Raw genomic sequence first — 13,864 nt, 5'->3', positions numbered from 1 at the left:
CAGTATCACTTTTTTCGAGGGCGCCTGAGCGCTTTCCTCAAAATACCTCTGCCGCTGTTCCAGAGATACTCAATTGAATAAAACTTGCTATTTGTAGAATCTGGACAGTTCATCGAGAACCTGTTTTGTAATGCCGGGTTTCAATGTGTAGTCCGTTATCCGTTGCATATCGTTGCCGATTACGTCGACGTCTCCGGAGGGGGTTCTCACGATGTTCAGGTCATCCAGAAGCAGGGCGTATTCCATATAACTGTGGGCAATGCTCCAGTCTCTTTGGCGTTCGCTAAACATACCGTTGCCTGTTGCGTAAGTGCTGGCTGGCGACGCCCCGCAGCCCAAAACCTCAGTCATTAGGGTTGGGGCAATGTCAAAGTTCTCAGTGCGGTACTCGATGTGCGCACTGGTTTTCCCCGGCCAGTGTACCACCATGGGTACTCGCAATTGGTACTCGCCAAAATTACTCCCATGTCCCCAATAATTCATTCCGTATTCGTTAAACTCCTGACCGTGGTCGCCGGTGATCATGACGACTGTGCTGTTCAGCAACTTGCGGGCCCTCAGGTCATCGAGTACTCGGCCGATTTGGTTATCAACCAAATGCAGAGTCGATTTGTAGTTGTTCTTGATGAGTTCCGGATTAAAGTCTTGGTTAAGTGCAAGCTTGTTGACCGTTTCCCAATAGGGCTGGAACTTTACGGGATAATCATCAGGGACGGCGTGATTGTGGGTGGTGTCATAAAAAAGGAACCCGAAAAACGGATCGTCCGTTTGGCGTTCGGTGCTTGTAAACGCTAGCCAATCATCGGTGATCTGAGCATCTCTGTCCCAGGATTCAGCACCGGGCGTATGCAGCCTTATGTCGGGAATGGATGAGAAAACATTCTTGTCAAAAGCGGGGCTGATGAGCGTTGCCGAACTCAAAATCTTCATTTGATAACCAAGTTCTTGCATCCGACTGATCGCGACGGGTGGTTTTTTTGCAGTAGTAAATGCGTCCCAGTAACTGGCTGGCAGGGAGTAGAAAAGTGTAAAAATGCCGGGTTTGGTAGCGTTCCCGTTACTATAGTGCTGATCGAATATGAGGCTATTTTTGGTGAATTGATAGATATTGGGTGTCCATTCAGGCGCGAGCATATCCCATCGAGCCCCATCAATTACAATCAGTAGAACATTGAGGGCGCGCGCCGGCTGCTTGCACGTTAGCGGTTCAGTGGGGTAATTCAGAGCTCCCGCGGAAGTTGTTCGCGCTAGTGACTGAGCAGTCTCGTTTTTCCGGGCTTTATTTTGATCTATCAGTTCGTGCCGGCTCATAAACCGTTTGGCAGTGGCCCCGTAGTAAAGCGGGACATGCCGGGTAATACCGGTTATCTGGCTGTCGTAGTTCGCATCCGCCCAAGCGTGCCAACCGTGTGCGCCCAGCTGCATAAACAACATGATGGCAAATCCGGTCCCCAACCATTGCGCTTTGGGGCTTTTTCTCCAAATCAAAGCTGCTAGCAGGCTCTCGACGAAGAGTATGGCAACAAAAATACCGAGAGAGGTGGCCCACAGTTTCCATGAGAACGAAAAAATCTCTGTGCCTGCCCCCATTGCAAGCTCCAGTACGAAGCCAGAAAGATGAAAGCGATAAAGGGAGTAAATTACTGTATCAATGAGCAGCAGGGCGATGCCCAGGCTACTGTAGATCACTGCGATTACAGATAATGACTGCTTAGGCAGTATCAGGCTGAAAGCGAGCAACGGTAAGCCTGCCAGCCAGGCTAGAAGCAGGAACTGTCCAGGTAGAAGCAGCGCCACATAGGCTGCTGTTGCGGTATCGGGCACGGTCATCCAAGGGAGGAAGCGTAATCCGACCAGAAGACATAGAAGACCATTGGCAAAAATGAACCATGAAGCCCAGTTTGAGCGCAAACCTGCGTCAGGCGAAGGTTGTTTTATTTGCATACAGATTTGTTATTTTCTACCGTACCGGTCTTCGTATCTAACAATATCATCCTCACCAATATACGAGCCTGATTGCACTTCAATTAGTTCCAGATCAATAACGCCTGGGTTTTCCAGAGAGTGCACCTGTCCTATCGGGATGTATGTGGACTGATTTTCTGTGACCAGATAGGTTTCTTCACCGTTGGTCACTCTTGCGGTGCCACTTACTACAATCCAATGCTCAGCGCGATGGTGGTGCATCTGAACGGAAAGCTTGGCACCGGGCTTTACGGTGATTCGTTTTACTTGGTAGCGCGGGCCCTTGTCTATGGAGTCGTATATACCCCATGGGCGATAGACTTCGCGATGATTCATGTGCTCGTGTCGGCCATCATTGCAGATTTTCTCAACCACAGCTTTTACATCCTGCACGCTGTCCTTGTGGGCAACAAGAACGGCATCCTTGGTTTCGATTATTACAAGATCATCGACACCAAGCGTCGCAACAAGGCGGTTAGTTGAGCGAACAAGCGTGTTGCGAGTTTGGTGAGCAACCACATCGCCGCCGAGGCTGTTTCCATTCGAGTCTTTGTCGCTGACATCCCAAAGGGCGGACCAAGATCCGATGTCGCTCCACCCGGCGTCCAGAGCCACAACCGCAGCATGATCGGTTTTTTCCATGACTGCATAATCCACAGACTCAGACGGGCATTTAGAGAACAGCTCCGAATTCACTCGGATAAAGTGAAAGTCTGCACTGGTGTCCGTCATTGCTGCGCGGCAGGCAGAGAGAATGTCAGGGCGGTGTAGCTCCAGCTCTGTCAGGTATTGCCGCGCTCCAAACAGGAACATACCGCTGTTCCAAAGGTACTCGCCGGATGCAAGGTAAGCTTCGGCAGTCTGAATGCCGGGCTTTTCCACAAAGCCATCAACGGAGTAACAATCCGCGGCGAGTTCATTACCCCGGTGTATATAGCCGTACCCGGTTTCGGGTTGGTGGGGAACGATGCCGAAGGTGACAAGCTTGCCTCCCTTTGCCAAAGGTACAGCCTTAGCCACGCCTGCCTGAAACGCCTGCACATCTTTGATCAGGTGATCAGCAGCAAGCACCAGCATAAGTGGGTCATCGCCATCGGCGTTCTCGCATAGCTGAAGTGCTGCCAATGCAATAGCCGGAGCGGTATTGCGACCGCAGGGTTCAAGGATAATGCAGCTATCCTCGTGGCTAGATTGGCGCATTTGTTCCGCAGCCAAGAAACGGTGCTCTTCATTGCAGATCAGGAGCGGCTCATGTACATCCATTCCGTCAAGCCTGGCCACTGTCGATTGCAGCATCGAAAGCGGGCTGTCTGTCAGTTTGAGAAATTGCTTTGGATTCAGTTGTCGTGACAGCGGCCAAAGTCGAGAGCCGGTGCCGCCAGCCATAATGACGGGATGAATCATGCAATTGCTCCAGGCGTAGCTTTCAGTCAGCATTGGCATCTTTGAATGGCGAGATATTACCACAGGCTTTCTTGCCTGGCAGTGGAGTTGCGCCAATTCTCGTGACTGTAACAGAGGGGTTTCCGGATGAAAGTATGTCAGGTTATGGCCGGAGATGGAGACGGTGGGCTTGAGAGTCATTTTGTGGAGCTTAGCAACGGTTTGGCGGCGTATGGCTGTGAAGTTGTCGCCATAGGCCATGAAAAATACAGAAACCGCTTTGAGCCGTCCGTGAAGTTTATTCCGCTCGACCTCAGCGCGGGGCGTCGCAATCCACTTCTTTTAGGGCGTCTCGCCTGGATTCTGCGGCAAGAAACTCCGGATATTGTCCATGCCCAGGCTAACAAGGCTGTTGAGATGCTGGCGCGTATCCGGGCGATGGTGCCCGGGCATAGGGTTGGTACTATTCATAACAGCAAGCGTTCGACGGGGATGTTCTCTCGGATGCACACGGTGATAGGTGTTAGCAAAGGAGTGGTCTCAAACCTGTCGCATCCGGATTTGCACGTTGTTTATAACGGTATGAATTCTTATTCCGGGCCTGCATTTGATCGAAGCGCCCTGGCTCTGCTCTTCGACCTAAACCCAAATCAGCCAATATCTCTGTCGGTCGGTCGGTTGGTGCCCACCAAGGCATTTGATAATCTTATTTCAGCGTGGCAGCCCAGCCATGGACAGTTAATTATTGTTGGAGACGGGGCTGAGCGAGAAAAGTTGGAGGGGCTGATTCGTCAGCGTGGCTTGGAGCAGTGCGTTAAGTTGGCAGGCTTCAGGTCTGATGTCCGGGGAATGATGCCGGCAGCCGATCTGCTTGTTTTCGCCTCTCATCGTGAGGGTTTTAGTTATGCTTTGGCAGAGGCCTTGCTCAGTGGTTTGCCGGTATTGTCTACGAAAGTACCGGGTGCTGAGGAGGTGCTGCCGCCGGAGTATTTGGTTGAATGCGACAATGTTGAGGCGCTTAGTGGCAGCCTCACCCGCGTGACTCAGAATCTTGAGGCGGTCAGGCAGGATCAGGCTTCCCTGTTCCAATGGGCTCAGCAGGCACTCGCGGTAGATCACATGGTCGCAGAAACTTACAGTATCTATCGACAGGTAATGAGCCCCAAGTGACTAAGTTGAGGGTATTGATTTTATCTGATGGTGTTCCCGGCCACGTCAATCAGGCGCGGGGTCTGGTGCATTGGTTGTCGAAGCATCGCGAACTTGTTTGCACGGAGCAACAGGTCAGCTTACGTGCCAGACCTGCGGCTCGCCTTTTGTTGCCTTATGCGCTCAAGGTGCGCGGCTTTGGCACTGCCGTTGGAGCGGCTTTTTACCGAAGCAATGGTGTTGAGGGTGCACGGCCGGATTTGATCGTTTCCGCTGGCGGTAACACCTCGTTCCTTAATATTGCGCTGGCGCGAAAGTGGTCGGTGCCGAATATTTTTCTGGGCTCCAAACGTAGGCTGCATTCGAATGACTTTTCTGCGCATTTAACTCTCGAACCAACCCGGGAGCCTCACAACATCGTTATGGATCTGGTTCCAACTGGAACAAGCTTGAGCGATCAGAGGCATAGAGGGTGGGTTCTGCGTGGTAGCTTGCAGGTAGAGCCTCGGCAACCGCTTTACAGCCTTATTGTTGGCGGTGATGGCGTTGGTTTTGTTTATGATGAAGCCGCGTGGGGGCATATTGGTAAGCTTGTTGGGCAATTATCCAAGCGGGATAATTGCAGGTGGCTTGTTACCACTTCGCGGCGTACTGGCTATGCGGGTGAGCAATTGCTTAGAAGGGCGTTGCCTCAGCCGTTATTGGCAGATTCAGTTTGGTGGAGTGAAGAGCCTAGAAGAGTGATGAATAGTTACCTTGGCGCGTCGGATGCAGTCTTTGTCACGGCGGATAGCATGACAATGGTCAATGAGGCAATTGCGAGCCAAAAGCCAACCGTTGTGCTAGAGCCAGAGAATGCGAAGCCATCTGAGCGACATCAGACAGCGCTTCAGCGTTTTCAGAAGGCTGGCTACTGCAAAGTGCACCGGTTGGGTTCGGGCACGCCCAGCCTACCAACCAACGCCAATAATGATGGTCACGCGAGTGATTTGGTGCTTTCCCAGTTAGAAAAACTGATCCCCTGCCTGCAACGCCCGCGGTGATTTCGTGCGCGCACTCAATCAAAATTTTGCTGCATTACTCTCTGGTATATGTCGAGCGTCGACTTCGTTTGCGCCTGCAGCCGAAACCGGTACGGAATTTCAATATTCGGCGCCTTGTCATTCAGCAGCGTGATAGCCACCCGGGCGAACTCATGGGTGTCATCGGGTGTTACAAGGCCGTCACGGAAGCATGCCTGTAAGGTTTCTGCCGCGCCGCCACGGTTAAACGCAGCGACGGGCGTGCCGGATGAAAGCGCCTCTGTGACCGTGCGACCGAAGGGTTCTGGCTTTGTGGACATGTGGCACACCAGGTCGGCGAACAGATACAGCTCTGCCATATCGTCGCGCTGCCCAAGAAAGGTCACCTTGTCGGCAAGTCCGAGTTTTGCCCGCTGCTGCTCAAGTTCTCCCATAAAGCGCTCTTTGCCGGGCTCCACTCCACCAACAATGATGCCGTGGCAATCTGGCTCTTTGCGGGTTATTTCCGCCATTGCCTCAAGAAACTGCAACTGGCCTTTCCATCGGGAGATGCGCCCTGGCATCATCAGAATGCGCTTGTTTTTGAGCTGCGGGAACTGTGCAAACAAAGCCTGTTGCCATGGTTCACATAACTCCCGTTGCTGAAAGCAGTCTACATCCACGCCGCGCTGTATCACGGTCAGTTTGTGATCTGGAACCTGAAAATTCTGGATAACGTAGTTGCGCACGCAATTTGAAACCGCAATCACATGGTCAGATTTAGCCATGATGGCGCTATAAGGGTTCACGGAGTACATGCCGTGGAAGGTTGAAACAATCGCAGGCCGCTGATGCGCCGGCAGCCCCTTCCACGCTAAGCGAACAATCCAGGCCGGCATGCGCGAGCGCACGTGAATAATGTCTGGCTGCAGTTCACGAATCAGGCGTCGCATGGGCCGAATCTGCCCAAAAGATGCAGGTGATTTGCGATGAATGGGCATCTGAATATGCGTTGAGCCTTGTTCTTCAAGGCGCGCAGCCAAGGGGCCGCCGTTAGAGACGACAAACGATTCATGGCCGTGCCTTACAAGGTCGGCGGCAAACTCTACGGTTCCTCTTTCTACACCGCCACTATAGAGGGCCGGCAATGCCTGAAGAATTCTCAAGTGTTGCTCCTCTTTTGTCCCTTCTGCATGGTGCCGGTGCTTGGCGTAAGCCAGCGCTGGATTACCCATTGAGCGGCCCGGTTAGCCTCCCATAGAGGCGTCTCCTGGCCGGTTTTGCCACCCATTACGGTAGCATAATCACTCCAGCGAGCCACATAGCCTGTTTCAACCAGCCGCTGCACGCCGCTTGCAACACGGCTACCGGCGCGCTCCTGCAATTGAAGCAACCCGGTTGGTACACCAGATGTAGCAGCTTCGCATACCATAGACATGCTGTCTGGGGTTACCCAAATTGCGCGAGATGCAGCAACACGGTGGTTTAGCCAGTCTTCATGGGTGTCGTCAGGGTCTGCCACGGTGATTCTTGGGCCTGCCAGCTCACCAAGCCTTGCCTTGAGTGCAGTTGGGGTTCGCCTTGAGCCACTGATTGTCCAGCGCCATTGGGGATACTCACCAATCAGGTGGGTAATCTGCCCGAAAACAACGTCATCTTCCCAGTCAAAATGCGGGGAAGGCCCGCCGAGTAGCATTAGGGCTTCGGGCTTGTCAGTAATTTTGGCCAGGGGTGTAACGGTATTTATAACGCCCTGTGTTATCAGGGTTTTCTGGTTCTGGGCTACCTCGTCATGGGCGGGGATAATCGCTCCGTCGACCCATGTGCGCGGGAACCCGGGCTTCATGAGAACCAGCGTTTTGGTATTTTTAAGCCGTCGCAGAGAAAGCAGGAGCTTGTGAGTGCCCGTGCCGGCGGCAATGACCAAATCCGGGTGGGGGAGCGCTTTGTCCAGTGCAGGGGGTATCGCCAGCAGTGCGCGCCATAATGGAACGCTAACATCCTGAGCGTTGACCCAGTATAGGCTGGCGCCAGCTTTTACTCGCAATCGGTTGCCCAGGCCTTCCAGTTGATTCCGATGCCCAGGTTTGTTGTCTGTGAGCAACCATATTACAGGCGCCGCTGGCAGGTTATTTGTCGCCATAAAAGTCCGGGTCGTTTTTTGTCTGGCTGTGGTATTTCTTCTTCACTTAAAACGTATCCTGGGAACTCAGTAGGTTGCTAGCCAGGCTATGTTGCCCGGCAGGGTCAGTCGGAAGCAAATGATTAGGGTTTGCGATATGATACCGCACCGATTTGCCGGGAGTCTTGCGTGCTTCAATTTATCTATTCACAGCTTATACGGTTGGCATTGCCATTTATTCTTTTGCGATTATGGTGGCAGGGCCGACACTCGCCTGAGCTGCGCATTAATTGGCGGCAACGCTTGGGCTTCGTGCCGCAGGCCAGCGGTACCGTGGTTTGGGTGCATGCGGTGTCGGTGGGCGAAACCATTGCGGCTGCGCCCATGATTCGGCGCCTGCTCGCCCGTAACCCTGATATAACCATTCTGATGACGGCTATGACGGACACGGGCTTAGCCCAAGCCATGAAAATGTTCGGTGACCAGGTTCAATATGCTTACGCGCCCTACGATACACCCGGGTCGATACGCCGGTTTCTGAACCGGGCCAATCCTAGGATTCTGGTTATCATGGAAACGGAAATATGGCCGAACATGATACGCCAAAGCCGATCCCGCCGAGTTCCTGTTTTCCTTATCAATGCGCGGCTTTCCGAACGCTCTGCACGGGGTTATGAGCGTGTCAAAAGTCTAGTCGCGCCAATCATGCGCAGTATCAGTTGGGTGGCTGCCCAGGCGGAAAAAGACGCTGAGCGCTTTCGCCGGATTGGGGTTGCGGCATCCAAGGTTGATGTTACGGGCAGCGTGAAATTTGATGTGGATATCCCCGAGGATGTGCGTGAGGCATCGCTACAGTTCAGAGCATCGTTGGCAGGCCGCCCGGTCTGGATTGCCGGCAGTACTCATGAAGGAGAGGATGCTCAGTTGCTGGCGGCGCACCGCCAACTTTTGGGGGCTTACCCAAATGCTCTGCTGATAATCGTCCCTCGTCATCCTGAGCGTTTTGAATCTGTGGCAGAGCAAATCATCCGGCAGGGGTTTTCTCTGGCCCAGCGGTCCCAGGGTGATGAACTTGCGGGGGCTGAAGTGTATCTCGGGGATACTATGGGCGAGCTGATGATGCTTTATGGTGCCAGTGATGCAGCGTTTGTAGGGGGCTCACTAATTGAGCGAGGGGGCCACAATCCGCTGGAACCTGCAGTATGGGGTATTCCAGTCATTTCCGGGCCCAACGTGTTCAATTTTGAAACCATTTATCAGCGTCTTCTGGATGACCGAGGTGTTGTTATCGTTGGTGGTTCCGATGAGTTGTTTCAACATCTTTCGGCATTATTTGGTGATGACGATGAGCGCCGGGCCAGCGGCCAAAGGGCGTTGTTAGTGGTCAACAAAAACAGGGGTGCGCTGGACATGGTGGTCGACGGGATTATTGAGCGGGTATAGGGGCACGCGCCCCTTACCCGGTATTCATTACGTTTAATTGCGCCTTATCAATGCAGGTTAGCGGGTTGGATCGTCCAGAGTTTCCTGGTCGTTGGCCAGGGCTTCAATGCCCGGGGCGCTTGCGCTGAGCCAGTTGTTCAGCTCAATTATATCTCTCGGGCTGAGTGTGCCGGCGGCCTGCTTTAACTGGAACGTATTGTTCACATAATCATAGCGGGCGTTAGCGTAATCCCTCAGCGCAACATAGTAAGCCCGCTCTGCATCCAGAACTTCAACAATATTTCGTGTGCCCACATCATAGCCGGCGCGCGTAGCATCCAGTGCACTGCGGCGGGAAATAATCGTCCGCTCCAGGGCTGACGCCGTTTCAATGTTGTTGTTAACGGTCAGGAACAGGCTTCGGGTATTCACCCGCACGTCGCGGCGTACGGTATTCAGAGACTGTTCGGCCACGGTAACCAGAGAGCGCTGCTGGCGCACACCGGCCTGGGTTCCGCCGCCGGAATACAGTGGAATATTGAGGCTGAGGCCGATAATAGCCTGGGTGCTGACGCCGTCACGCTGGGCGCTGGCGCTGGGTGGAGCGGACTGCTCAATCCCGTCGACATCGGATTTGCCGTAAGAGGCATTCAGGTCCAGAGTCGGATAGTGGCCGGCCTTAGCTTGTTTCAGGCCGGCTTCGCTGGCATTCAGGTCATACAGAGCTGACTGAATTGACCAGTTCTGCTCAAGAGCGGTCATCTCCCAGGCGGTCGGATCCATTGGGTCGGGCCGTCCCAGAGGGAAGTTCTGGCGCAGGTTCTCCAGGTCCTCCGAGTATTCGCCTGTTAGCCGGGCCAGCCGCTCCCGGGCAATGTTCGTCTGGTTTTCTGCGGCAATCCGCAGGCTTCTGCTGTCGTCGTAGCTGGCGCGTGCTTCGTACACCGCAGTGATAGCGATCAGGCCCACATCAAAACGCTCCTGGGCCTGCTCGTATTGGCGCTGGATCGCTGCTTCGGTTGCCTGGGCGGTCGTTACCGTATCCTGAGCCCGCAAAACGTTAAAATAAGCGGTTGCGACATCTACAATCAGTTGCTGCTGTGCCAGATTGTATTGCGCACGCGCAGAATCTGTCTGAAACTGGCTGGCGTCATAGCGAAACCATGCGTCGGCACGGAACAGCGGCTGGGTCAGCTGCACACCGTAATTCAGTTCCCGATAGCTGTTGTCCTGTATGGGGCTGTCTGAATCAATATGACGGGCTTCGCCATAGGCGCCAATCTGCGGCAACAGAGCACTCTGGCTTACATCGCTGGCTGCCTGCTGAGATTCAAACCTTGCCTGTGCTGCGGCAATGCCAGAGTCGTAGGAGAGTGCTTTCTCATAGGTCTCTACCAGATCCAGGGAAAGGGCGGGTTGTGCCGCCAAGAGGCCAACAAGTCCGGAAAGCAATCGTTTCTTCATTGTTACTCCTGAATACATGTGCACCCACCCGGGGCGCTTGAAAGAAATGCCGGATCGCCCCAGATTACATGAAAGCGACATCCGTGGTGGCATGGATACATCAAGCCGGCCTAAACTGGCGGCTATTATGGACAATAATCGTCCCCAGCTCTACACTTGCAAATAGCACTCAGTTTGAGGGCTATGCATTATAGACTCGCGTCTTGACGGGGTGCTGGCTGCCAGACTTTTTGGCAACCGGCTGAGATTGCAACGCAGAACCCGCGACCTGATCCGGATAATACCGGCGTAGGGATTGAGACCAGACCATCGAAGAGCCAGCGTTGCCTTTAAAATAAAGGTAAAGCTGCTCTCTCCGTCATGCGCGACCCGAATATCGTCACAAAAAATTCCGGGAGCAAATGATGACAGATCTGCCAACTTACCTCAGTGATTCCGCCCGCGTAGATTCCGCCGCGATACAACCGTTGCCAGGGTCGCGCAAAATATACGTACAGGGTAGCCGTTCCGACCTGCGTGTGCCTATGCGGGAAATCACAGTGCAGGATACACCTACCGAACTGGGCGGCGAGAAAAACCCGCCCGTAATGGTGTACGACACCTCAGGCATTTACATGGACCCAGATGCCACCATCGACTTGCGTAAAGGGCTACCCGCCATTCGTGCCGCTTGGATAGCCGAGCGTGAAGACACCGCCACCTTGCCCGGTTACACATCGGAGTTCACCCGTCGCCGCATGAAGGATCCGCTGCTTGATCCACTGAGATTTATGGATGAACGCAAGCCACTGCGTGCTAAAGCGGATAAAAACGTAAGTCAGATGCACTACGCACGCCAGGGCATTATTACCCCAGAAATGGAATACATCGCGATACGCGAAAATATGAAATTGCAGGAAGCCCGTGAGACAGGGCTAATGAAAGACCAGCACCCGGGCCAGTCGTTCGGTGCCAGCCTACCGCCAGAAATCACCCCGGAGTTTGTGCGTGATGAGGTAGCTCGGGGCAGGGCAATTATCCCCGCCAACATTAACCACCCGGAATCCGAACCGATGATTATCGGCCGCAATTTTCTGGTGAAAATAAACGGCAACATCGGCAACTCCGCTGTTACCTCCTCCATTGAAGAGGAAGTAGAAAAACTCACCTGGGGCATTCGCTGGGGCTCCGACACCATCATGGACCTGTCCACTGGCAAGAACATTCACGAAACCCGGGAATGGCTCATCCGCAACTCACCGGTGCCCATCGGCACCGTACCCATTTACCAGGCGCTGGAAAAAGTAGGCGGCGTTGCCGAAGACCTGAATTGGGACATCTTCCGGGACACCCTGATAGAACAAGCAGAGCAAGGCGTGGACTACTTCACCATTCACGCAGGCGTACGCTTGCACCACGTACCCATGACCGCCAAGCGCACCACAGGCATCGTCTCCCGTGGCGGCTCCATCATGGCAAAGTGGTGTTTGGCTCATCATCAAGAAAGCTTCCTTTACGAGCACTTCGAAGACATCTGCGAAATCATGAAAGCCTACGATGTCTCCTTCAGCCTAGGCGACGGGCTGCGCCCCGGCTCCATAGCCGACGCCAACGACGCCGCCCAATTCGGCGAACTGGAAACCCTAGGCGAGCTCACCAAAATTGCCTGGAAACACGACGTGCAGGTGATGATAGAAGGCCCCGGTCACGTGCCCATGCACCTGATTAAAGAGAACATGGACAAACAGCTGGAATGCTGCGACGAAGCGCCGTTTTACACTCTTGGGCCGCTGGTCACCGACATAGCCCCGGGCTACGACCACATAACCTCCGGCATTGGCGCCGCCATGATCGGCTGGTACGGCTGCGCTATGCTCTGCTACGTAACCCCCAAAGAACACCTGGGCCTACCTAACAAAGACGACGTAAAAACCGGCATCATCACCTACAAAATTGCCGCCCATGCAGCCGACCTCGCCAAAGGACACCCAGGCGCCCAGATACGCGATAACGCACTCTCCAAGGCTCGATTCGAATTCCGCTGGGAAGACCAGTTCAACCTCGGCCTGGATCCAGACACAGCCCGCGCCTACCACGACGAAACCCTGCCCAAGGACTCCGCCAAAGTGGCGCACTTTTGCTCCATGTGCGGGCCGAAATTCTGCTCCATGAAAATCTCCCACGAAGTCCGCGAATACGCGAAGGAGCGCTTGCAATAAATGTCCTCAAGCGGCTATCGTTCAAAATCGATTCCACCGCAGGGTAAACCATGACCGAGCCGTTCCAATTTAAAGCCAGCGACGTCAACATAGAAAAGCGTGAAACCGTCTTTCAAGGCTTCTTCCGCATGGACAAGCTCTGGCTGACACACCCGCGCTTCGATGGCCGGAACATGCCCCAGTTTACCCGCGAACTCTTCATCCGCGGCGACGCCACCTGCGTACTCCCTTACGACCCAGATCGCGACGAACTCGTCCTGCTTGAACAATTCCGCCTGGGCGCACTCGGGCGCGACCAATCACCCTGGTTGCTAGAACTCGTAGCCGGCATGAACGAAGAAGGCGAAACCAACGAAGACGTCGCCCAGAGAGAAGGCCAGGAAGAGGCCGGGCTTAGCTTCAGCACACTTGAAAAAATATGCAATTACCTGGTTTCGCCAGGTGGCACCACCGAAATGATTCACCTCTACTATGGTCGTGTAAGTACCGAATCCTCAGGTGGCCTCTACGGCCTCGAACACGAGCACGAAGACATACGAGCCCACGTGGTTTCGGCCGATGAAGCCATAGCCATGATCAGCGACGGCCGCATCAACAACGCAGCGGCCATCATCGCCATTCAGTGGTTACAGCTTAACCGGCCCAGATTGCGGGCGGGGAGGTAGTTATGGGTGAGTGGACAATGAAACCCAAACGCTATGTGCCGGATCTGCGTCAACTGGGGGCCCTGTGTGAGGGCAACTATCAGCGCCTTTTCAGATTGCGCCAGCTAAGAGTTGAAGGGCGCCCCGTGTGCGACATTGAACTGCACCGGGAAAGCGAATATCTGGGCCGAGTCCGAATGCAGGTGCTGCAAACCGCGCGGTATACCGAAACCCTCTTGCTCGAGCAGATCCATAATAGCGGTCGCTGGCTCAACAACCCACGGATGACCGTGCGGGTGTACCACGATGCCATGATGGCAGAGGTCATCAGCTGCTACCGGGATACGCAAATTGCGGCCGTTAACGATTACCCTAACCGCTTTATGCACCACCCGGATGAAAAAGTTCAGGTCAACGGATTTCTCGTCGACTGGCTTGAGTACTGCCTGAAGTTTGGCCACCTGCCGCTTGAGCATGCGGTCTGGAGTGCCGGCGAGGGCGTAGACTGAACTCTAC

10 protein-coding genes, 1 pseudogene and 1 riboswitch are annotated in these 13,864 nt (G+C 54.1%); of the genes and pseudogenes, 6 read left to right on the top strand and 5 right to left on the bottom strand.

The genetic code is table 11. From position 1 onward, the window contains the following. Positions 1-87 precede the first annotated feature (87 nt). The gene (locus CPH80_RS11650) at positions 88-1,944 is read right to left on the bottom strand and encodes a DUF3413 domain-containing protein (RefSeq protein ID WP_096277971.1); all 1,857 of its coding nucleotides are present in this window, start codon (positions 1,942-1,944) and stop codon (positions 88-90) included. 9 nt (positions 1,945-1,953) lie between these two features. Beyond that, entirely contained in the window at positions 1,954-3,369 is a 1,416-nt protein-coding gene (locus CPH80_RS11645) for a mannose-1-phosphate guanylyltransferase/mannose-6-phosphate isomerase (RefSeq protein WP_096277969.1), read from the bottom strand. 126 nt (positions 3,370-3,495) lie between these two features. Between CPH80_RS11645 and CPH80_RS11640 the strand changes: the two genes are divergently transcribed. After that, positions 3,496-4,518 (top strand): glycosyltransferase, encoded by a 1,023-nt coding sequence (locus tag CPH80_RS11640; RefSeq protein WP_096277967.1) that lies wholly within the window; start codon positions 3,496-3,498, stop codon positions 4,516-4,518. After that, positions 4,515-5,540 (top strand): ELM1/GtrOC1 family putative glycosyltransferase, encoded by a 1,026-nt coding sequence (locus CPH80_RS11635; RefSeq protein ID WP_157746891.1) that lies wholly within the window; start codon positions 4,515-4,517, stop codon positions 5,538-5,540. The genes CPH80_RS11640 and CPH80_RS11635 overlap by 4 nt, the downstream gene beginning before the upstream one ends. A 14-nt stretch (positions 5,541-5,554) precedes the next feature. Here CPH80_RS11635 and CPH80_RS11630 read toward each other — a convergent pair whose 3' ends face one another. Together CPH80_RS11630 and CPH80_RS11625 are read right to left on the bottom strand one after the other, a co-directional pair. Next, entirely contained in the window at positions 5,555-6,664 is a 1,110-nt protein-coding gene (locus tag CPH80_RS11630) for a glycosyltransferase family 4 protein (RefSeq protein ID WP_096277963.1), read from the bottom strand. Then, positions 6,661-7,641 (bottom strand): mitochondrial fission ELM1 family protein, encoded by a 981-nt coding sequence (locus CPH80_RS11625; protein ID WP_096277961.1) that lies wholly within the window; start codon positions 7,639-7,641, stop codon positions 6,661-6,663. Before CPH80_RS11625 ends, CPH80_RS11630 begins: the two co-directional genes overlap by 4 nt. Positions 7,642-7,809: 168 nt before the next feature. On the opposite strand from CPH80_RS11625, the gene waaA reads away from it, so the two are divergent. Further along, positions 7,810-9,063 (top strand): lipid IV(A) 3-deoxy-D-manno-octulosonic acid transferase, encoded by a 1,254-nt coding sequence (waaA, locus tag CPH80_RS11620; RefSeq protein ID WP_096277959.1) that lies wholly within the window; start codon positions 7,810-7,812, stop codon positions 9,061-9,063. Between the two features lie 57 nt (positions 9,064-9,120). On the opposite strand, the gene CPH80_RS11615 is transcribed toward waaA, so the two are convergent. After that, entirely contained in the window at positions 9,121-10,506 is a 1,386-nt protein-coding gene (locus CPH80_RS11615) for a TolC family outer membrane protein (protein WP_096277957.1), read from the bottom strand. 197 nt (positions 10,507-10,703) lie between these two features. Continuing rightward, a riboswitch (TPP riboswitch) is annotated at positions 10,704-10,818 on the top strand. Between the two features lie 92 nt (positions 10,819-10,910). Between CPH80_RS11615 and thiC the strand changes: the two are divergent. The 3 genes and pseudogenes from thiC to CPH80_RS11600 all read left to right on the top strand — a co-directional run. Next, a pseudogene (thiC, locus tag CPH80_RS11610) lies at positions 10,911-12,692 on the top strand (phosphomethylpyrimidine synthase ThiC); the annotation flags it as partial. Between the two features lie 62 nt (positions 12,693-12,754). Further along, a complete protein-coding gene (locus CPH80_RS11605) occupies positions 12,755-13,369 on the top strand; it encodes an NUDIX domain-containing protein (protein ID WP_096277956.1) in 615 nt (204 codons plus the stop codon). 2 nt (positions 13,370-13,371) lie between these two features. After that, positions 13,372-13,857 carry a DUF1249 domain-containing protein gene (locus CPH80_RS11600; protein WP_096277954.1) on the top strand — a complete coding sequence of 162 codons (486 nt, stop codon included), beginning with the start codon at positions 13,372-13,374 and terminating at the stop codon, positions 13,855-13,857. Positions 13,858-13,864: the final 7 nt, after the last annotated feature.

Source organism: Marinobacter sp. LV10R510-11A (assembly GCF_900215155.1).
Lineage (GTDB): Bacteria > Pseudomonadota > Gammaproteobacteria > Pseudomonadales > Oleiphilaceae > Marinobacter.
This window is presented reverse-complemented; position numbering and strand designations above follow the sequence as displayed.